General features: G+C 63.4%; 18 protein-coding genes. 10 read left to right on the plus strand and 8 right to left on the minus strand.

Going from position 1 to position 20,784, the window contains the following annotated elements; genetic code table 11:
- Positions 1 to 33: 33 nt before the first annotated feature.
- From CKW39_RS06010 to CKW39_RS06025, 4 genes are all read right to left on the minus strand, one after another.
- Positions 34 to 1,518 carry an APC family permease gene (locus CKW39_RS06010; protein ID WP_095797233.1) on the minus strand — a complete coding sequence of 495 codons (1,485 nt, stop codon included), beginning with the start codon at positions 1,516 to 1,518 and terminating at the stop codon, positions 34 to 36.
- Between the two features lie 208 nt (positions 1,519 to 1,726).
- Positions 1,727 to 3,235 carry a peptide MFS transporter gene (locus tag CKW39_RS06015; RefSeq protein ID WP_095797234.1) on the minus strand — a complete coding sequence of 503 codons (1,509 nt, stop codon included), beginning with the start codon at positions 3,233 to 3,235 and terminating at the stop codon, positions 1,727 to 1,729.
- Positions 3,236 to 3,497: 262 nt separating this feature from the next.
- The gene (locus CKW39_RS06020; RefSeq protein ID WP_095797235.1) at positions 3,498 to 5,006 is read right to left on the minus strand and encodes a peptide MFS transporter; all 1,509 of its coding nucleotides are present in this window, start codon (positions 5,004 to 5,006) and stop codon (positions 3,498 to 3,500) included.
- Positions 5,007 to 5,336: 330 nt separating this feature from the next.
- Positions 5,337 to 6,167 carry an aldo/keto reductase gene (locus tag CKW39_RS06025; protein WP_095797236.1) on the minus strand — a complete coding sequence of 277 codons (831 nt, stop codon included), beginning with the start codon at positions 6,165 to 6,167 and terminating at the stop codon, positions 5,337 to 5,339.
- A gap of 126 nt (positions 6,168 to 6,293) precedes the next feature.
- On the opposite strand from CKW39_RS06025, the gene CKW39_RS06030 reads away from it, so the two are divergent.
- The gene (locus tag CKW39_RS06030) at positions 6,294 to 6,725 is read left to right on the plus strand and encodes a hypothetical protein (RefSeq protein WP_095797237.1); all 432 of its coding nucleotides are present in this window, start codon (positions 6,294 to 6,296) and stop codon (positions 6,723 to 6,725) included.
- A gap of 97 nt (positions 6,726 to 6,822) precedes the next feature.
- On the opposite strand, the gene CKW39_RS06035 is transcribed toward CKW39_RS06030, so the two are convergent.
- Positions 6,823 to 7,566, minus strand: coding sequence for a hypothetical protein (locus CKW39_RS06035; protein WP_095797301.1), 744 nt, complete (start codon positions 7,564 to 7,566; stop codon positions 6,823 to 6,825).
- Positions 7,567 to 7,611: 45 nt separating this feature from the next.
- Here CKW39_RS06035 and CKW39_RS06040 point away from each other — a divergent pair, with 45 nt between their 5' ends.
- Positions 7,612 to 8,862 carry an MFS transporter gene (locus CKW39_RS06040; protein WP_095797238.1) on the plus strand — a complete coding sequence of 417 codons (1,251 nt, stop codon included), beginning with the start codon at positions 7,612 to 7,614 and terminating at the stop codon, positions 8,860 to 8,862.
- A 33-nt stretch (positions 8,863 to 8,895) separates the two neighbouring features.
- Here the strand turns inward: CKW39_RS06040 and CKW39_RS06045 are convergent, their stop codons facing one another.
- Entirely contained in the window at positions 8,896 to 9,753 is an 858-nt protein-coding gene (locus CKW39_RS06045; protein WP_095797239.1) for a dioxygenase, read from the minus strand.
- A 91-nt stretch (positions 9,754 to 9,844) separates the two neighbouring features.
- Here CKW39_RS06045 and CKW39_RS06050 point away from each other — a divergent pair, with 91 nt between their 5' ends.
- The 3 genes from CKW39_RS06050 (at position 9,845) to CKW39_RS06060 (ending at position 12,999) form a co-directional block, all read left to right on the plus strand.
- Positions 9,845 to 10,330: a MarR family winged helix-turn-helix transcriptional regulator gene (locus CKW39_RS06050; RefSeq protein WP_095797240.1), complete on the plus strand. Its 486-nt coding sequence runs from the start codon at positions 9,845 to 9,847 to the stop codon at positions 10,328 to 10,330.
- A gap of 193 nt (positions 10,331 to 10,523) precedes the next feature.
- Positions 10,524 to 12,362: an ABC transporter ATP-binding protein gene (locus CKW39_RS06055; protein WP_254049303.1), complete on the plus strand. Its 1,839-nt coding sequence runs from the start codon at positions 10,524 to 10,526 to the stop codon at positions 12,360 to 12,362.
- A 19-nt stretch (positions 12,363 to 12,381) separates the two neighbouring features.
- Complete coding sequence (locus tag CKW39_RS06060; RefSeq protein ID WP_238663067.1) at positions 12,382 to 12,999, plus strand: DUF421 domain-containing protein; 618 nt, start codon at positions 12,382 to 12,384, stop codon at positions 12,997 to 12,999.
- 13 nt (positions 13,000 to 13,012) lie between these two features.
- On the opposite strand, the gene ykgO is transcribed toward CKW39_RS06060, so the two are convergent.
- Positions 13,013 to 13,135, minus strand: coding sequence for a type B 50S ribosomal protein L36 (gene ykgO, locus CKW39_RS06065; RefSeq protein ID WP_095797243.1), 123 nt, complete (start codon positions 13,133 to 13,135; stop codon positions 13,013 to 13,015).
- Entirely contained in the window at positions 13,132 to 14,259 is a 1,128-nt protein-coding gene (locus CKW39_RS06070) for a GTP-binding protein (RefSeq protein WP_095797244.1), read from the minus strand. Before CKW39_RS06070 ends, ykgO begins: the two co-directional genes overlap by 4 nt.
- A 245-nt stretch (positions 14,260 to 14,504) precedes the next feature.
- Between CKW39_RS06070 and CKW39_RS06075 the strand changes: the two genes are divergently transcribed.
- The 5 genes from CKW39_RS06075 to CKW39_RS06095 all read left to right on the plus strand — a co-directional run bounded on the left by CKW39_RS06075 (position 14,505) and on the right by CKW39_RS06095 (position 20,478).
- Positions 14,505 to 15,737: an ABC transporter ATP-binding protein gene (locus CKW39_RS06075; RefSeq protein ID WP_095797302.1), complete on the plus strand. Its 1,233-nt coding sequence runs from the start codon at positions 14,505 to 14,507 to the stop codon at positions 15,735 to 15,737.
- Positions 15,734 to 16,516 (plus strand): ABC transporter permease, encoded by a 783-nt coding sequence (locus tag CKW39_RS06080; protein WP_095797245.1) that lies wholly within the window; start codon positions 15,734 to 15,736, stop codon positions 16,514 to 16,516. Before CKW39_RS06075 ends, CKW39_RS06080 begins: the two co-directional genes overlap by 4 nt.
- Positions 16,513 to 17,190 (plus strand): ABC transporter permease, encoded by a 678-nt coding sequence (locus CKW39_RS06085; RefSeq protein WP_095797246.1) that lies wholly within the window; start codon positions 16,513 to 16,515, stop codon positions 17,188 to 17,190. Before CKW39_RS06080 ends, CKW39_RS06085 begins: the two co-directional genes overlap by 4 nt.
- Complete coding sequence (locus tag CKW39_RS06090) at positions 17,187 to 18,137, plus strand: ABC transporter substrate-binding protein (RefSeq protein ID WP_095797247.1); 951 nt, start codon at positions 17,187 to 17,189, stop codon at positions 18,135 to 18,137. The genes CKW39_RS06085 and CKW39_RS06090 overlap by 4 nt, the downstream gene beginning before the upstream one ends.
- 334 nt (positions 18,138 to 18,471) lie before the next feature.
- Positions 18,472 to 20,478: an amylosucrase gene (locus tag CKW39_RS06095; protein ID WP_095797248.1), complete on the plus strand. Its 2,007-nt coding sequence runs from the start codon at positions 18,472 to 18,474 to the stop codon at positions 20,476 to 20,478.
- Positions 20,479 to 20,784 lie beyond the last annotated feature (306 nt).

Consider the following 20,784-nt stretch of genomic DNA (forward strand, 5'->3'; position numbering starts at 1 on the left):
GGGTGTCTCCCTGGTACGTGAGGAACGAATGCTTTAGCGGTCGGTGTCTTCCAGGTGTGCGAGATCTTCCGGGTGGTGGAAGCGGGTGCGGCGGCCGGTGAACAAACGGTCGTAGAGGAAGTTCAGCAGCCAGAGCAGCACGCCCAGCCCAATGAGTATCACGGCAATCTGGTACTCGATGGGGTCCTGCGCCCACGGGCCCAGAAGGTAGGCACAGGTGATGGTGCCCAGGTAGGGCAGGACCTTGGGAGCGTGGAAGTACGCGTGATCCTCCTGTGACTTGTCACGGCGCAAAATGATCGCCGCAATGTTGACCACCGTGAACACGGCCAGCAACAGCAATGCCGTGGTGCCGCCCAGGGCTGAAGCCGTTCCCTTACCCATGAAGTTGTTGACGATCAGGATGAGGGCCATGCCCAGCACGGTGGTGAAGATGATGGAGGTCCACGGCGTACGGCGCTCCGGGAGCACCTTGCCGAGGATCCCGGGAATCACACCCTGGCGCGCCATGCCGTAGAGCAAACGGGATGCCATGAGCATGTTGATCAGCGCGGTGTTGGCCACGGCGATGATGGTCAGGAACGGGTAGATGGAGTCGATCGGAATACCCGGTGCGCCGATACGTACCACGTCCAGCAACGGGGTGGTGGATTCACCCAGCTGACCGATGGGCACGATGGCCACGGTGAAGATCGAGACCAGCACGTAGACCACCAGCGTGATGCTCAGGCCCAGCAGCATGACGCGAGGGAAGTTCCGAGTGGGGTCCTTGGTCTCCTCGACCATGTTGACCGAGTCCTCGAAGCCCACGAACGAGAAGAACGCCAAGGAGGTTACCGCGGTCAGGGCCATGAAGATGCTCTTGTCCTCGGAGGTTTCGAAGACCACGGTCTGGCTGAAGTCCGCATTGCCCTGAGATGCGGCCCAGAAGCCCACCAGGATCACGATCAGCAGGCCCGTGAGTTCGATGCACGTGAGCACCACGTTGAGTTTCACGGATTCGGACACACCGCGCAGGTTGATGAGAGCCAGGATGCCCAGGAACACGATGGCTACCACGGAGATACCGAACGGGCTCAGCTCCAGGTGGAAGCCCTTAGCAAAGTTGGATGCTACTGCGGACGAAGCGGTAGCGGCAGATGTCAGGCCGGAGCACAGCACGGCAAACGTCACCAGGAAGGTGATGAAGTGGATGCCGAAGGCCTTATGCGTGTAGAGAGCTGCGCCCGAGGCACCCGGGTACTTGGTGACCAGCTCCAGGTAGGAGAACGCGGTGATGGTGGCCACCGCGAAAGCGATCAGGATGGGTGCCCACGCAGCACCGCCGATTTCGCCGGCGATATTGCCGGTCAGAGCGTAGACGCCGGTGCCCAAGATGTCGCCCACAATGAACAACAGCAGTAGTCCAGGTCCCATGACCCGTTTCAGTTCGTGGGATTCACCGGTTTTCGGATCGTTGCCTTTGACTCCCGCCGACGACGCAGTGGCACCTTGGCCGGGGGACGTTTCGTTGCTCATGAGGACCTCTTGCTACAAGGGGGCGCTGTCCACAATCCGAGGTGAGATCAGGGACTGTGAGGCGGTGCCGAACGTAATTGTTACGTGAGGTCAATGTAGGCGATTCACGTCACACTTCATAGGGCAACACGATGTGCAGAACGCCCCGCGCTTCTCGAAGAGGTGCGGGGCGTTCGGAACGGCCGGAGCGGCGTCGTCTGTGAAGGAACTACCGAATGCCACGCATGCGATTGAGGATGGGTTTGGACGCCACCAACATCAGGATGCCGAGACCAACGGTGACCGCACCCAACGTGCCGAAGTAGGCGGTCTCGTTTTCAGCGGAGTAGAACGAGGCCAGCGAACCGGATAGCGCCGTGCCCAGAGCGAGAGCAAGGTTGAAGAGAGCGACCATCTGTACCGGATACTTGCGCGGTGCGAGTTTGGTGGCCAACGACAAGCCAACCGGAGACAGGAACAGCTCACCCATGGTGGCCACGAACAGGATCAGAACGATCCAGCCGATGAATACCGGGTCCGAATTGACCTGCGTAAGGAAGAGCAAGAACGCCGCGCCGATCAGCAACAGTGCGATGCCGAATTTGGTGGGCGTTGCGGGGGCCCGATTGCCCAATTTGGTCCACACTCCCGCGAACACCAAGGAGAAGACGAAGATGAAGAACGGATTGATGGACACCACCAATGACGGAGGTATCTGCCAACCGAAGAAATTCAGGTCGAGACGAGTATCCGCATAGATCGCGATTACCGTGAACTGCTGCTGGAACAGTGCGAAGAATGCCGCTGTGGCAATGAACATCGGCACGAACGCGATGATGCGAGAGTGCTCGTCCGGTGAGAGTTCCTTGTCACGCAGCATCATGGTGAACAACGCGATGGTTGCTAGCACGGTGACCAGCACCACGGCATCGGCCAGATTGGTCGGGTTCAATACGCCCGTCAAGAACAGAACGATAATTAGAGCAATGCCGCCCAACGCAATGCCGACCCATTTGGCGTACTGCGAGTGGGGTAAGGGATTGGCCACCGTGTGCACGGTCTCGGGCAAACCCTTGCGCGTCAGGACGTACTGAGTCAGGCCGAAGGCCATACCAATGGCCGCCAGGGCGAAGCCCCAGTGGAAGCCCCAGGCACCCCACGCGAAGCTGGTCAGGAGTGGACCGAACAGGCCACCGATGTTCACACCCATGTAGTAAATCGAGAAGCCCGCATCGCGGCGCGGATCCTGGCGGCTGTACAAGGTGCCCACAAGGTTCACGCACGTGGTCTTCAGGCCACCCGAACCTACCGCGATACACACCAGCCCGATGGCCAAGCCGGCCACGTGAGGAATCAGCGACAGTGAGAGGTGCCCGATCATGATCAGCACCGCTGACGCGAGCATGGTCCGTTCGGAACCGATCAGACGGTCGGCGATCCAACCGCCCAGGATGGAGCACAAGTACACGGTGCCGCCATAGGCGCCCACGATCCCGGCTGCTACGCCTTCGTCAATGCCCAAACCACCGTCGGTGGTTTGGTAGTACATGTAGTACAGGACGAGCGCCTGCATACCGTAGAAGGAAAACCGTTCCCACAACTCCACGCTGAACAGGTTGGCCAACATGCGTGGCTGGCCCAGGAAGTGCTTGCCCGAGGGGTTGTGGGGATCAAAGTGAAGGTTGGGGGAACCCGGCGCGGTTGTGGCGGCACCATCCCCTGGTGTGGTGTGTCTCATACCACATTATTGTCCACCCGGTGGGTATATTAAGACGAACGTGTCGGAGTCCTGGAGGGTCTTCTATTTCCTCGTTTCCGCTAGTCAAAGGGCGATAAAAATGATTGCGATACGCCTGACGCTTACCTGATGAAACCCTGTTTTTTACAGCCACGACCGGTCTCCCAGCGACGACGGCGCTCGTCGGGTGCAGAACGCCCCGCGCCTCTCGAAGAGGTGCGGGGCGTTCGGAACGGCCGGAGCGACGTCGTCGGTGGAGTATTTACCGAACGCCGCGCATGAGGCGCGTGATGGGCTTGGCCAGCAGGAGCAGGACAACGCCCAGCGCCGCGGTGATCAGGCCCAGGGTGCCGAAGTAGGCGCCCTCGGTGTCCGAGGTGTAGTAGACCGCGAGCACGCCGGACAGGGTGGTACCGAGCGAGACGGCCAGATTGTTCAAAGCGACCATCTGCGCGGGGTACTTGTTCGGTGCGAGCTTGGTCGTCAGGGACAGACCGACCGGGGAGAGCATGAGCTCACCGAGCGTGGCGATCAGCAGGATCAGAGCGATCCACATCAGCGGCACGGACACGTGACCCACCATGGGCAGGAAGGTCAGGAACGCGGCGCCGATCAGCAGCAACGCCAGACCGAACTTGACCGGCGTGGTGGGCTGACGGCGACCCAGCTTGGTCCACATGGCGGCGAACACGGGTGCCAGCAGGATGATGAACACGGGGTTGATCGACTGGACCCAGGACGGCGGCATTTCCCAGCCGAAGAGGTTCAGGTTGAGGCGGGTGTCCGCGTAGATCGCGATGACCGTGAACTGCTGCTGGAACAGTGCGAAGAATGCCGCAGTGGCAATGAACATGGGGATGAACGAGATCACGCGGGAGTGCTCATCCGAGCTGAGGTCCCTGTCGCGCAGCAACATAGTGAAGATGGCGATGGCCGCCAAAATCACGACCACGGTGATGACGTTGGCGAGGTTCGCGGCGTTCAGGACGCCCAGCAGCGCGGCAACGGCAATGATGGCCACGGCGGCCAGAGCGATGGTGATCCACTTGCCGTACTCCGAGCGGGGCAGCGGGTTGGGAACGTGGTGTATCGACTGGGGAAGCTTACGGCGAGCGCGGGTGTAGAGGATCAGGCCGATGGCCATGCCGATGGCTGCCAAACCGAAGCCGAAGTGGAAGCCCCAGGCTTCCCACGCTGCACCGGTCAGCAGCGGGCCGGCCAGACCACCGATGTTGACGCCCATGTAGTAGAGCGAGAAGCCGGCGTCACGGCGCGGATCTTCGCGCTCGTAGAGGTGACCGACCATATCGACGCACGTGGTCTTCAGGCCACCGGAACCGATGGCAATGCAGATCAGGCCGATAGCCAGACCCGCCACACTGGGGAGCAGAGCCAGGGAGATATGGCCCGCCATAATGAGGAGCGCGGAGTAGAACATGGTTCGTTCGGACCCGAGCAGCCGGTCAGCGATCCAGGCACCCAGGATCGAGCTGAGGTAGACGCTACCGCCGTATGCGCCCACGATGCCCACGGCCACGTTCTCGGGAATCCCGAGTCCGCCATCCACCGCGGCGTAGTACATGTAGTAGAGGACCAGGCCCTGCATGCCGTAGAACGAGAAACGCTCCCACATCTCCACGCTGAACAGGTGGGACAGCATGCGCGGCTGGCCGAAGAATGTTTTTCCGCTGGGATCCTGCGGAGCTATGTGCGAATTGGGCGTGACCGGCACGGTTGTGGCGCGCGGCTCCCCCGGGGTGTTGTTTGTCATAACTTCCAATTCTGCACCTGTTAGGGGAGCTAACGCGACATGGCGGGCCTTGTCGTCGGTTCGTGGTCAGCTTTATTGCCTAGTCGTCAGGCAGAAATGGGCGGTCATCGGGCGGTAAAAGTTCCTATGCTCGAGGCATGTTCTCGTCACCCAGACGCCAACGCGGCCTCGGTGACATTTCTGGCGGAGGTTCGTAACGAAAACCGTCATTCGCGTGCGATCCTGCGCCACAGATGTCAGGACGCGCTCGGGACGGAGTTCAGTCTCGCCAGTGAGAATGGCCTCGGTTCCCCTGAGGGAACCGAGGCCATTTCGTGGAGGTAACAGCGATCAGTCGTTGAAGTCCTCCGGCGCGGAGCCGATGCGGCCGTCGTCGCGGGTGAGGCCGTCGATCAGGGCGATCTCCTCGGAGCTGAGCGTGAGGTCCTGCGCGGCCCAGTTCTCCTCGATGCGTTCGGGAGTCACGGACTTGGGGAACACCACGTTGCCGATGGCCAAGTGCCACGCGATGATGACCTGCGCCGGGGTGGCGTCGTGGGCCTTGGCGATCTGGGCGATGGTCTCGTCCTGCAGATCGGCCTTGCCCTGACCCAGCGGGGACCAGGCTTCGGTCACGATGTCGTACTTCGCATCCAGATCGCGCATGGCCTTCTGGTTGAAGTAGGGGTGCAGCTCGATCTGGTGTGCGGCGGGGATGTCACCGGTGTCGATGATCTCCTGGAAGGCTTCCTCACCGAAGTTGGAGATACCAATGGAACGGGCCTTACCGGACTTCTTGATCTCCTGGAATGCCTTCCAGGTCTCCAGGTACTTGCCCTTCTTCGGCTGCGACCAGTGGATGAGGTACAGGTCCACGTAGTCCAGGCCCAGGCGTTCCAGGGATTCGTCGATGGCCTTCAGCGCGGAATCGTAGCCCTGGTCGTCATTCCACAGCTTGGTGGTGATGAACAGTTCCTCACGGGGGATGCCGCTCTTGGCGATCGCGCGACCCACGCCTTCTTCATTGCCGTAGATCTTGGCGGTGTCGATGTGGCGGTAGCCGGTCTCGAGAGCCTTGGTCACCACTTCCTCGGCGACGTCCGGCTCAACCTGCCAGACTCCGTAGCCGAACTGCGGAATCGTGTTGCCGTCGTTGAGGGTCAGGGTTGCATTGCGAGGCATGGAAATCCTTTCGTTGGGAAACTGTTTTCAGTGAACTCCTCCGCCTGCCGCCCTGACAAGCCGTTAAGTTATGAGTGAAGTCACGGCCGTCAGGTGCATGTCAGTGAGTCGTGGTGAAATAGAGGTATGAAGTTCAACTTCCACCGTGTCAAGACCCCCGCGTACATCACCTCCATCGCCCTGGTGGTGATCGGTCTGCTGTTCGAGCTCGGCTCCATGCCCGTTGCCGCGTGGATCTTCGTGATCCTGGGCATCGTGCTCAACGTCATGGCCGTGTCCGTGACCGCGGTCAACGACAATCCTCGCGCCCCTCGCGAGTTCAAGCGCTCCTCGGTGGAGGACGGCACCCGCGTGGTCATCGAACCGGACGTTGACACCGAGCAACAGGAGACCGTTCCTGCCGCACCTTCGACGCCCAAGGCGAAGTCCACCGCCCCCATCAAGGACGAAAAGCCCGCAAAGCGCATGGGCTCCTCCGCGCTCCGCGCGAACCTGGCCGGCAAGTTGGGTTCCCGTCCTGCCGCTGATGGCACCAAGGACCCCCACCAAGTCAAGTAGTTCTTCTGCCGACGACGCCGCTGCGTCGCCACGACAACGGTCTCTCGCCTTTCGGTAAGAGGCCGTTCGTATGTGCGGGTCGCGCTCACGGGCACGATCAGTTCATCGCCGCACCCTGATAGATCTGACGGATCCGCGCATCATCCAAGCGGGTTTCGATGTTCACGGTGTTCTCGGGATCGGAACGCAAGTAGCGCACCGGCCCGTGCGCGCCCACGGCGAGCTTCTCCGAATCCGACGTGTTGTACACGGCGTCGACCGGGGCCTGGAACTTGGGACCCTGTACCGGGTTCACGGACAGCACCAGGTGAGCAGTGACCGTCTCTGAGACGCCGTTCTCGTCGAACGGGGAGTCCACGTCCACTTCGCGGATGATGCCCACGCCGTAACCGATGACACCCGGCAGTCGAGTAGCCAGATGACCCTGCGCGCGGGCGAAGGCCTTCTTCACGCTGGAGATCCACGTGAGTGCGGCCAGAACCAAAATCACGGCAATCGCGCCCAACCACAGGCCGTTGTTAGTGTCCGCGTAGCGCATCCAGCACAGCACGATGGCCAGCGCCGACACCACGGGGATCACCAGGATCATGGAGTTGGCGAGCTTCTCGCGGGTGCCTACCTTGGCCGGTGTGGCAGGCGAGGCGGGACTCGCCGAGCTGGTACCGGACGCTGTGGCGCCTGGATCGGAAGCGCCGTCGGCGGGTGATGCGTTACTCGCGGGCGAAGAACCAGCATTGCCCGAGGTCGCGGACGGGTTGCGCCGCAACTGCTGCATGGCTTTGAGATCGAACCCTCGGTCATCAACGGTAACGGGGGTGGGCCAGGTGTCCATGGAATCCATGGTTCCCATTATGGTGGCATGACGTCCTAGAGAGGTGGTCCGTCCATGCCCGAGCGTCCCGCTCAGCCCCCGGTCAACCGCGGCCACCGTGCCGGTTTGCTGCTGGTGGGGGTGTTGTTGCTGGGCGCCAACCTCCGCGCCGGCATCACCGCGGTAGGTCCCGTGCTCCCGGACATCGAGCAACAGGGCGGCCTGACCGGGTTCGAGGCGTCGCTGCTCGTGAGCCTGCCGTTGATTGCGTTCGCCGTGATTTCGCCGTTCGCGCCACGGCTGGCTGAGAGCCTCGGGTTGGAACGCGTCCTGGGCCTGGCGCTCGCCGTGTTGGCGCTGGGTATCATCATTCGCTCGACGCCCGGGCCCGGCTTCATCTGGATCGGCACGGTGCTGCTGGGTGCCGCGATCGCGGTGATGAACGTGCTGATCCCCGCGTTGATCAAACGCGATTGGCCGCACAAGATCGGCCCCATGACCGGTGTGTACCAGTCGGTCACCGCGCTCACGGCCGCTCTTGCTTCGGGTGTGGTGGTCCCCATTGCCCAGGTAGCCCCGTCCGGTTGGCGCTTCGCCCTGGGGATCTGGGCCGGCACGGCGATCATCGGCTTGGCCATCTTCCTGCCGTGGATCGTGGGTCGCCGGAAACCCACCAAGGACCTTCCCGGCCGTTCCGAGCTGCGTGACGAACACGGCGCTCTAAGGACGACGCCGCCCGCTCGCCGTCACGCCAAACTCCCCTTGGGTTCCGCGCTGGCTTGGCAGGTCACCGCGTACATGGGACTGCAGTCCACTGTCTACTACACGATGGTGACCTGGTTGCCCGCGGTGCAAGTGTTCAACGGTGCGAGCGCGGTGGAAGCCGGTTGGTACCACTTCGCGTTCCAGGCATGTGGACTGGTGGGCACCCTCTTCACGGCATCCATGATCCCCAGGACCCGGAGTCAGTCCGGGCTGGGCATCCTGTTCACCAGTTCGGCCGTGATCGGTGTGATCGGTCTGCTGACCATGCCCGGACTGTCACTGTTGTGGGCGCTGTTCATCGGCTTCTGCACGGGCGGGGCCATCGTGCTGGCCATGGCGCTGTTCGGGCTGCGCACCGTGGACTATCACCAGGCGGCCGGGCTGTCCTCAATGGCGCAAAGCGTCGGCTACCTGCTCGCTGCGTTGGGGCCGGTCATGATCGGTGTGCTGCGGGATGCTACGGGCACCTGGACCATCCCGCTGCTCACGATTCTCGGCGTGATCATCGCGCAGGGTGTGTTCGTGGCTCTGGCCGGACGCAATCGCACGCTGCCCGCGTAGGGCGAGCGAGCGGCGTCGTCGATCGTCGACGAGCTAGGCGAGCTGGAACGAGCGCTTGGACAGGCCGATCTTGTAGCCCTCGATCGTGGTCTTGACCGGGCCCTCGGGATCGTCCGCGGCACCCAACGTGATGAACAGCGGCGTGAAGTGCTCCACGGTGGGGTGCGCATAGGGCATGCCGGGGGCGTCGGTGCGGAAGCGGGACAGTCCGGCAACGTCACCGTCGTCGAGCAACTGGGCGGCCCACGAATCGAAGTCCACGGACCAGGACTCGGGCTCGGCCGTGGTCCCCAACAGCAGCTGGCGAGACGGCATGCCGTGGGTCATGAAGCCGGAACCGACCACCAGGTAGCCCTCGTGGCGCAATTGGCGCAGGTGGCGACCCAGGTCCATGAGTCGCTCGGGGGAGTGCGTGGGCATGGAGACCTGCAGTGCAGGAACGTCCGCGAGCGGGTACATGGCGCGCAGCGGAACCCACGCGCCGTGGTCCAAGCCGCGGTTGTGATCCACGTGCAAGGATTCGGTGTCCGGCATCATCGCGGCGATCCGGGCACCCAGTGTCGAGGCGTCCGGGGTGGGGTAGGTGAGCTCGTAGAAGCGCTGCTCGAACCCGCCGAAGTCGTAGACCAACGGGGTATTGGCGGTGGGCGAGGTGATGGACGTGGGCGCATTCTCCCAGTGCGCCGACACGACGACGACGCCGCGCGGCTTGGGCATGCTCATGGCCCACTCGAAGAGCTCGGAGAGCCAGAGCTCATCGTCGAGGAGCCCCGGATAACCGTGGCTCAAGTAGATGGAGGGCAGCGGTGCGTCACCGTCTTGCCAGCGCGGTTGCGCTGCGGAGCGGGGGACCGATGACATCTCATGGCGGTCGAGAACGGTCATGCTCATGACGGTTACTTCCTTCCAAAATAGTTTCTGTTGCAAGCAATTCTAGGGAACAATATTTGCTGCGTCAATATATTCCACCTAGAATCGGCGCATGAGCGATACAGAATGGTTGTCCGAAGACGAGCGCGAAGCGTGGCTGGCGCTCGTGTCGATCATGTTCCGCCTGCCCGGCGCCGTGGAAACACAGCTGCGCAGCGAAGAGGACATGTCTCTGGCGGAATACCTGGTTCTGGCGATGCTCTCCGAAGCCTCCGACCACCGGCACCGCATGTCCGAACTCGCGGCCGCCACGAACACGTCTCAGTCACGGCTCTCGCGCATCGTCGCGCGCATGGAGAAGGCCGGACTGGTCACCCGCGAGGGCCGGCTCGACGACCGCCGCGTGGTCATCGCCGAAATCACTGACGCCGGGATCGAACGCATCCAGCAAGCTGCGCCGGCTCATGTGCGCCACGTGCGCGACATCGTCTTCAATCGTCTGAGCCCCGAGCAGGTGGGTCAGCTGGTCGAGATCGGCCACTCCCTCAACCGCGGACCGGCTGAGGACGTGGCGAAGGGTTTGCGCTCGATCGCCTGAGCTCGGTGGCATCACGAGGTGGCTGCCTGCAGTTCGGTTCGCTGAATGCTTGGCCGCTTGAGCGCTCGGCTGGTTGCGCGCTCAAGCGCCCTGCTGTCGCACCGCGTGACCACGGATCCGAAGCACCTCGGCGCCGCTCCCGCCCCGGGTCTAGAGTGGCGGGGTGAGTATGAACATCAGTCCGCACCGGGTCATGATGGGCGCCGTCAAGGGCCAGGAGTACAAGGGACGCAAGATCAGTGGCGCGACCATCAAGCGCATCCTGACTTTCGCGCGTCCGCACCGTAAGACCATCACCCTGTTCATCGTGGTTTCGGTGGCGCTGGCGGTGCTGGGCGTTGTCACTCCGGTGCTTGCCGGACGCGTGGTCAATGCCATCACCGGCGGTCAGGACATATCGGCCGTGGTGTGGCTGGCCGTGGGAATCGCGATCGTCGCCCTGCTGGATGCCGGTCTGTCCGTGCTCAACCGACTGTTGTCCTCGCGCGTGGGTGAAGGTCTGATCTACGACCTGCGCACCACTGTGTACGACCACGTGCAGACCATGCCGCTGGCGTTCTTCACCAGAACCCGCACGGGGGCACTGGTCTCCCGACTCAATACTGATGTGATCGGCGCGCAGCGCGCCTTCGCGGGAACCCTGTCCGGCGTGGTGTCCAACGTGGTCTCGCTGGCGCTCACGGTGGGTGTCATGGTGACCATCTCGTGGCAGGTCACCGGCTTGTCTTTGCTGTTGCTCCCCATCTTCTTGATCCCCGCCCGTGCCATGGGCGGCCGACTGGCCGGGCTGCAGCGGCAATCCGCGCAGTACAACGCCCAGATGTCCATCCGCATGACCGAACGCTTCGCCGCCGGCGGAGCCACGCTGGTCAAGCTGTACGGTGACCCTTCGAGTGAGTCCCGGCAGTTCGCCGAACGAGCGGCGAGTGTGCGCAATATCGGTATTCGCAGCACCATGCTGCAGACGACGTTCGTCACCGCGCTGACCTTGGTTTCCGCCTTGGCGCTGGCGTTGGTCTACGGCGTGGGCGGCGCCCAGGCGATCCTGGGTCACCTGGATGCCGGTGCCGTCGTGACCCTGGGCATGCTGCTGACCAGGCTATATACCCCGTTGACCATGTTGGCCAACGCCCACGTGGACATCATGAGTGCCGTGGTGAGCTTTGAGCGCGTGTTCGAGGTGCTCGACATCAAACCCCTGATCCGCGAGGCTCCCGATGCCCGCGCCATCGACGCGGGCCCGGCGTCGGTGGAGTTCGACGACGTCCACTTCGCCTACCCCTCGGCCGAAAAGGTCTCCTTGGCCTCCTTGGAGGACGTGGCGGTGTTGGATTCGCGCGGTGGAGAAGAAGTGCTGCATGGCATCTCCTTCAGCGCCCAACCGGGTCACACCGTGGCCTTGGTCGGATCCTCGGGCGCGGGAAAGTCCACGATTGCCCAGTTGGTGGCGCGTCTGTACGACGTCGACACCGGTGCCGTCCGCTTGGGCGGCCAAGACGTCCGTGAAACCACGTTCGAATCTCTGCGTGACACCGTGGGCATGGTCATGCAGGACGGTCATCTGTTCCACGACACCATTCGCGCCAACTTGGCTCTGGCCCGCCCGGAGGCCACGGACGAGGACCTGTGGGATGCCCTGGATCGCGCCCGGATGAAACACGTAATTGAATCCCTCCCGGACGGCCTGGACACCGTGGTGGGAGAGCGCGGCTACCGGCTCTCCGGCGGTGAGCGGCAGCGCCTGACCATTGCCCGCCTGTTGCTGGCCCAACCCCCTGTGGTGATTCTGGATGAGGCCACCTCCGCACTGGATTCCACCAATGAGGCGTACGTGCAAGCGGCCTTGGGCGAGGCCATGGTCGGCCGTACCGCCATCGTGATTGCCCACCGCCTGTCGACCATTCGTCAGGCCGATCAGATTCTGGTGATCGAGGCGGGCCGGATCGTGGAGCGCGGCACGCACGACGATTTGCTCGAGGCCGATGGCCGGTACGCGGAACTGTACGAAACGCAGTTCTCCACCACCGAGTGAGAGGGCCTAATCTGTCGACATGCCGATGAACGTCTCGCTCCCCGACCAGTTGTTCGAAGAACTGGGCATTACCTGGCCCCACGCGATCGCGGTCGTGCTGTCCGCGGTCGGGATCTACGTGGCCTTCCTGCTGTTCGTGCGGATATTCGGTCAGCGCGTGCTCATGGCCATGTCCACGTTCGACGTGGTGGTCACGGTCATGCTCGGCTCGGTGGCCGGCCGCGTGATCCTGGGACACCCGCCCACTCTGACCAGCGGCATCCTGGGCCTGGCCACGCTGTTCATCCTGGAGGCGGTCTTCGGTCAGCTGCGCTCGTCGATGCGGGTGCACAAGCTCATGAACAGCCCGGCGCGATTGCTCATGATCGGCCAGGACATTCAAGAGAAGACGCTCAAGCGATCCCACATCACGATCTGGGAGTTGCATGGTGCGTTGCGTCGCGCCGGTATTCGCTCATATCAGGAGATCGCGTGTGTCCTACACGAGCCCGGCGGTGGCATCAGCGTGCTGCGCCGCGGTGTGCCCATCGACCCGCGGTTGCTCACTGACGTCGCCGGTGCAGACCACATCCCGGACGAGTTCCTCGCTGGGGATGACCCTGCCGGTGACCACCTGGGTAGTCACCGGCAGGGTTAGGACACGGCCGGGTTCAGCCCTGCCGGGCCTTCATGCGCGGGTTCTTCTTGTTGATCACGTAGGTGCGGCCGCGGCGGCGCACGATCTGCGAACCGGGAACCTTCTTGAGCGCGCGCAGTGAGTTACGGACCTTCATGGTGTCTCCTTTGTCTGGGTTGGCGGGGTGTCTTGACAGGGGTTGGTCGACGGCGGCTCGTCGACCGGGGCGCCCGTGGCGGCGTGGAGCAGCTCGTGCAGTTGCCCGCCGTCCAGGAATGAGCCGGTGATGGCGATCGTGCATCCGCACAGTCCGTCCGGTAGCAGCGAGACGTGTCGCCTCGCTCGATCGGGAAGCGTGGCCGCAGCCGTACTCGCGTTCAGTACCGACGCGATGTAGTCGAGTGTCGTGGGCTCCTGCTCTTTCGGTTCGAGCCACACGTGCGGCCCCACGCCCTCGATGGCCACCGTGCGGGAAGGATCCGTGTGGAAATGCACGGTTCCGCGCACCCGGCACGCGCCGGCCACCATGGTGCCCAGGGCGCGATGGAACAGTGCCGGGTCCACCGGCTGGGAGGTGCGCAGCACCACGGTCGAGGCCGCGGCGCCGTCGTACTCGGGAATACTCCCCGGACGACGCCGCTGCTTCGCGGCGTGTTCGTCGAAGCTCGCGAACATCCCGGCGTGCGTCGAGGAACTGCGACGTGGTGTGGCGGTGGCGTCCACAATCGTCAGGTGCGGGGCGATCTCCCCGATCAATTCAACGCCGCGGTCCCACTGTTCGGGGTGGTGCGGGGCCAAGGCTGAATCCAAGTTGTTCACAGCGAGCAGGCTGGAGCTGTGTGCGACTTCCGCGGCCAAGAACTCGCCGGAGGTTCGGCAGTATTCCCGTTCGGGCATGAAGCGTGGTTCGCCCTTGGGGGTCTCATGGACTGCGGGAAGCGCGGGGCGGGAATCGAACTCCACGGCAGGGGAGACATCCCAGAGAGTGTCCTCCACGGTTTCGGGATCCACGGCGAACAGCACGGACTGAATGCGGATCTCGGGGGACTCGGAGGTGCGTTCGGGGGCTCTAAGGGCGGCCACCGCATCTTCGGACGGGAACCCCATGGGGAGTAGCAGCACGATGAGTTCGTCATCCGCGGTTGCGGAGGCCTGGTCGACCACGTGGTGCGCAAGATCGTGCCGGGCTGCGGCACCTTGGTCCGCGTGGCCCGGCTCGGTGACATCCAGTGGTGAGGCGTGCAGGAAGCGGAGGTTCCCATTGCGGTGATGCTTGCGCATCAGGGCGCCGTCGGCGGTGATGTCCCATCAGATGAACTCGGCCGAGGGCCAGCGCCGGGCGAGGTACTTCGCGGCAGCCAGACGTGCCAGGGCATCCAGGGAGCTGACGATGACGAAACGCATACCGTCACTCTAATAAGAATGGTTCTCAAAAATAAACGTGTGACAACACCGCGAAATAACGGAGCACACTGATGATTGCGCTGGATAGGATGAACGCACGCCATCGAAGGGACTTCAAGGGCATGACCGAAACGGCCATTCGCTATTCAGGCGTGAGCAAGGTGTATCCCAACGGGACCACCGCCGTGGACCACCTGGATCTGGAGATCCCCACCGGCTCACTCACCGTGTTCGTGGGCCCTTCGGGCTGCGGCAAAACCACCTCGCTCCGCATGCTCAACCGCATGGTGGAACCCACCTCCGGCACCGTGGAGATCAACGGTCGCAACGTGGCGGACGTCCCCGCCGCGCAGCTGCGCCGTTCCATGGGCTATGTGATGCAGCAGTCCGGGCTCATGCCCCACCGCACGGTGGAGGACAACATCGCCACCGTGCCCCGGTTGAACGGGGTGTCCAAATCCAAGGCCCGCGCCAATGCTCGTGAACTCCTCGGTTCCGTGGGGCTCGACGAGTCCCTGGCTACCCGCTACCCGGCGCAACTGTCCGGTGGTCAACAGCAGCGCGTGGGCGTGGCCCGAGCGCTTGCCGCTGATCCGCCCATCCTGCTCATGGACGAACCCTTCTCCGCGGTGGACCCCGTGGTGCGCCAGGACTTGCAGCGTGAACTCCTGGACCTGCAGAAGCGCTTGCACCGCACCATTGTGTTCGTCACCCACGACATCGACGAGGCCATCACCCTGGGTAACCGCGTGGCCGTCTTCGCCCGCGGTGGCAAGCTGGCCCAGTACGCGACCCCGGAAGAACTCCTTCGAGCTCCGGCCGACGACTTCGTGGCGGACTTCATCGGCCGCGACCGCGGCTTCCGCTCCCTGACCTTCGACCGCGCCCCGGTGGCCGTCCACCCCGTCACGGTGCTCAACGCGGAGACAGGCCAGCGCTCGCGGATCGATTCCGGGCACGGCTCGTCCGCGCCCTGGCAGGCCGACGGCGCTGAGGGCGGTTCTCACGACGCCGCCCACGGCGATACGCACGCCGGCGCACGAAACGGTGCGATAGCGGCGTCGTCGGACGGCTGGGTCCTGCTGGTCAACGAACGCAACGCGCCGCTGGGTTGGCTGCCCGTGGACGGTGCCGGCAACCCCGCGCCGCGTGAAGAACTGCGCGTGGGCGGCACGCTGTGGCGCGCCGGCGACTCGCTGCGTACCGCCCTGGACGCCGCGCTCTCCTCGCCGTCGGGACAGGCTGTGGCGGTTCACGAGGACGGCTCGCTGGCCGGAATCCTGCGCGGTGACGAAATCATGCGGGCCATCGAGGAGCAACGCAACGAGCGATCCGACCGGCGGGAGCGGCCATGAACTGGCTGTCGAACAACTGGTCCACGGTCTTCGAACTGACGGGAACCCACCTGCTGCAATCGGTGATTCCCGTGGTGGTGGGACTGCTGATCTCGGTGCCCTTGGCCAGGCTGGCCGCCGGCAGTAAGTGGCTGCGGCCGCTGTTCGTAACCGGATCGTCTTTGCTCTACACAATTCCCTCACTCACGCTGTTCGTGGTGTTGCCACTGATCCTGGGCACCCAAATGACCTCGCTGATCAACGTGATCGTGGCGCTGACCCTGTATGTGATCGCGATTTTGGTGCGCTCGTGCGTGGATGCGTTCGAGGCCGTGGACAAGGACATTCTGCAGGCCGCCACTGCCATGGGTTACAAGCCCGTGCGCCGCTTCTTCGGCGTGGAGCTGCCGCTAGCCGTGCCCGTAATGATTGCGGGGCTGCGCGTGGCCACGGTGTCGAACATTTCCATGGTGTCCGTGGGCGCGGTGATCGGTATTCAGTCCCTGGGCACGCTGTTCACGGACGGGCTGCGGCGCTCCATCATGTCGGAGATCGTGGTGGGCATCATCGCGACCGTGATCCTGGCCGTGGTGCTGGATCAGTTGCTGCGCTTGGTCGGTCACGTGCTCACTAAGTGGCGCCGGGCGGGGCAGGTCAGTAGCGGCAACGGAGGCCGAGAACGGCGTGGTGACGGCACGGGCAAGCGCTCGGCTGCCGGTCCCGAGACCGAGACCCGGGATGAGGACTCCCAGCGTGCCCGCTCCATCGCCAGCGTCGAATCAGGGGGTGCGAAGGCATGAACCTGATCGACCAGGCCATCGAATTTCTCACGGACCCCACCAACTGGACAGGTGCCGCCAGCATCCCGCAGCGCATGCTCGAACACCTGGGCTATACGGCCCTGACCATGGCCATCGCTTTGATCATTGCCGTGCCGCTGGGGCTGTGGGTGGGGCACACCGGGCGCGGTAGCGGTGTAGTGGTCGGTATCACCGGCGCCCTGCGTTCGCTGCCCACACTGGGTCTGCTGACGCTGTTCACCCTGCTCATGGGACTCGGCCTGATGCCACCGATCCTGGCGCTCGTGCTGCTGGCCATCCCGCCCATCCTGTCCGGAACGTACTCCGGGATCGCCTCGGTGAATCCCGCGCTCGTGGACGGCGCCCGCGCCATGGGCATGACCGAGCGGCAGACGCTCACGCGCGTGGAAATCCCCGTGGCGCTGCCCGTGATCCTGGGCGGCATTCGCAACGCCGCACTGCAGGTGCTCGCGACCGTGACCATCGTGGCCTACATCAACCTGGGTGGCCTGGGAAGATACTTGATCGACGGGCTGGCCGTGCGCGACTACTCACGCATGCTGGCCTCCGTGGTACTCGTGGCGGTGCTTGCGCTCGCTGCGGACGCAATATTGGCTCTGATTCAACGCCTGGTGACCTCGCCGGGGCTCAGATTGGCAGGAGAACGCTCATGACCATTTCACTTTTCCGGCGCGCGGGCGCGTGGCTGGCCGGGTTCTTCGCCCTGGCGCTGGTGCTCACCGCGTGCGGTGGCGGTTCCGATCCACTCGACGATTCCGGTGACGACGCCGCTTCGGGCGGGTCCTCGGAGACGATCACGGTTGGGTCGGCGGACTTCCCCGAGTCCCAGGTGATCGCGGAACTCTACGCGGGCGTGCTCAAGGATGCGGGTCTCACGGTGGAGACCAATGCGGGCATTGGCGCCCGCGAGGCGTACACGGGCGCGGTCAAGGACGGGTCCGTGGACGTGGTTCCGGACTACTCAGGCAACCTCTTGCTGTTCGCCGACACCGAGGCCACCCAGGCCTCCGCCGAGGACATCATGAGCGCGCTTCCGGGTGCTTTGGAGTCCGAGGGACTCTCCGTGCTGGAGGCCTCCGACGCCGAGAACAAAGACTCCCTGGTGGTCACCCAGGCCACCGCGGACGAGCACTCCCTGAAGTCCATCGAGGACATGGCACCGGTGTGCGGTGAATTCATCATGGCCGGCCCGCCCGAGTTCCAGGAACGCGCCTACGGTGTCAAGGGTCTGGAAGAGAAGTACAACTGCACGTTCAAGTCCTTCGAACCGATCAATGACGGCTCCGGCCCCCTGACCGTGCAGGCCCTCACGAGCGGTGACGTACAGGTGGCCAATATCTTCACGACCACCCCGGCTATCGAGGACGAGAACCTGGTGGTTCTGGAGGATCCCAAGAACAATTTCATTGCGCAGCAGGTGCTCCCGCTGACCGCTCCGGACCGCCTTCCGCAGGAGGCCCAGGACGCGCTGAACGAGTTCTCGGGCAAGCTGACCACCCAGGACCTGATCGATCTGAACCGCAAGGTGAGCGGTGAACAGCAAATGAACCCGGCAGATGCTGCCGCCGAATGGTTGTCGGAGAACGGCTACCAGTCCTAGTTTCCACAGGGGATGTCCACAGCCGGTGGGCATTGTGGGAAATCGGGGTTGACCTGCTCGAACACAACGTTTGAGCAGGTCAATTCTCATTCGACACGCCGTAGTTTCCACACCTGTGGATAACTCTGTGCACAACCTGTGCAGTAAACGTAGGGTTACAAAATGCGACACGTACGCGTCACCTTGTTAGCGCAATAACAAAGATGTCTATGCTGGGGAAGCCACGATTCATCGGATGGTGGCACTGTTCGAAAGGGCTCGGCGTCAAGGGGGATCTCGAGCTCGGAACCACCTCACAGATCCGTGTTCGTGAGGAGACCGAGGAGACCGCACCATGTTTCAACAAGAAATGATCCTCCCGACCGTCACGAGCCGTGACGAACTCATCGGTGCCATGAAACGACGCCTGAGCCAGGATGACCGTGTTGGGTCCGCAGACCGCGAAGTCTTCCTGCGCAGGCTCAGCAAGTACGTCGGTCAACTCGTCACGGGACTGCGCGCCGTCTACGGCCAGCGCCCCGACTTCTGGGATCTGGCCGCGGCCAGCGTACTCACCGCATGGGACTCCTTCTCCGAGCGCCCGGAAGGCCTCAAAGAGCTTGATGTGGAGCGCGAGTCCGAGCCGTCGTGGTTCATGTCCCGTCAGGCCGTGGGCGGTGTCTGCTACGTGGATCGCTATGCGGGTTCTATTGCCGGACTGCGTGAGCGCATCCTGTACTTCAAGGAACTTGGTCTCAACTACCTGCACCTGATGCCGTTGTACGAGTGCCCCGAGGGCAACTCCGACGGTGGTTACGCCGTGTCCTCTTATCGGCGTGTGGATCCCGCATTGGGCACCATGGACGACCTGGCGGAACTCGCGGAGGAACTGCGAGCCGAGGGCATTGCCCTGGTGCTGGACTTCGTCTTCAACCACACCTCCAACGAACACGAATGGGCAAAGGCAGCGGCTGCCGGGGATCCGTTCTACGAGCAGTTCTACTGGATTTATCCGGACCGCACCGTGCCGGCCCAGTTCGAGGAAACCGCTCGCGAGATCTTTCCGGACGATCACCCCGGTGTGTTCACCCGCGTGGACGCCACCCCTGCCGGTCGCGCGGCCAGTGGTTTGGAAGAGGATCCCCGCTGGGTGTGGACCACGTTTCACCGTTTCCAGTGGGATTTGAACTACTCCAATCCCGCGGTCTTTCGGGCCATGGCAACGGAAATGCTGTTCCTCGCCAATCAGGGCGCACAGGTGTTGCGGCTGGATGCGGTGGCGTTCATCTGGAAACAGTTGGGAACCACGTGTGAGTCTCAGCCGCAGGTCCACGATCTGCTGCGCGCGTTCAACGCGATGGTCAAGCTGGCTGCCCCTGCCGTGGAGTTCAAGTCCGAGGCGATCGTCCACCCGGACGAGGTCATCCGGTACATCGACACGGACCAGTGCACCCTGTCCTACAACCCGCTCCAGATGGCCCTGGGTTGGGAAGCGAGCGCGACGCGCAAGGTCGCGCTGTTGCAGCAGGCGATCAACGAGCGCCACACGACCCCCGAGGGCACCGCGTGGGTCAACTACGTGCGCAGCCACGACGACATCGGGTGGACCTTCTCCGACGACGACGCCGCACGGGTGGGGGTCGACGGTTACGATCACCGTCGCTTCCTGAACGCCTTTTATACCGGACGATTTCAGGGCAGTTTCGCCCATGGCGTGGCGTTCCAGGACAATCCCCGGACCGGCGACTGTCGAATCTGCGGGACGACAGCCTCGCTCATGGGACTCGAAACCGAACCCGGCCCGGCGGCGGACCGCATTCTATTGGCGTACTCACTGGCCATGAGCACCGGCGGTGTCCCTCTGATCTATCTCGGGGACGAAGTGGGCCAGCTCAACGACCCCGCTTGGGCTGAGAACCCGGACAACTCTCACGACGCCCGGTGGGTGCACCGGCCCGAGTATTCACGGGCCGACTACGAGCGTCGCCACGATCTCTTCTCCGTGCAGGGTCGAATTTTCGGTGGGATCCAGCGGATGATTTCGGTGCGTCAGCAGACGGAGGAGTTCGACGGCACCCGGTTGATTCCGTTCGACACCCACAACCCCCATGTTCTGGGCTATCAGCGCCCCGGTGAGCACAGTGTGGTGCTGTGCCTGGCCAACTTCAGCGACTGGTCGCAGTACGTGACTGGGGAGACGCTGTCCGGGTTCCTGCCCACGGGTGTGGAACTACACGGTAACGGGACTGTGGATCTGCGCGGCGGCATCCTGTTGGACGCGCACAGTTTCTGGTGGATCCGTGTGATCCCGGTTCAGCAGAACGCGGTCCGCTCGCGCGAAGGTGCAGAAAAAACTGTCTGACGGACGCTGAGGTGTCCGAAGAATCCCGCCTGGTGGACCCGGGCGGGATTTTCTTTGGTTTCTTTTCCGCACACCTGTGTGGGTTATCCACAGAGGTTGTCCACACAGTGGAAAACTCACACGGTTGTGATTCCACCGCTGTGACGCACGAGTGTTCGACTGGTGAGCGGCCCCAGCCCTTGAAAACACGGCACAGCGGACCGGAACGAATGTTCGCTCTCGAGCGCAATCAGACAGATCTTCGAATTATTCACAACTGTGTCCACACCTGTGGATAACTTTCTCCACCCCTGTGCACAGAGCGCC

It is taken from the genome of Kocuria sp. WRN011 (assembly GCF_002295155.1).
Lineage (GTDB): Bacteria > Actinomycetota > Actinomycetes > Actinomycetales > Micrococcaceae > Kocuria > Kocuria carniphila.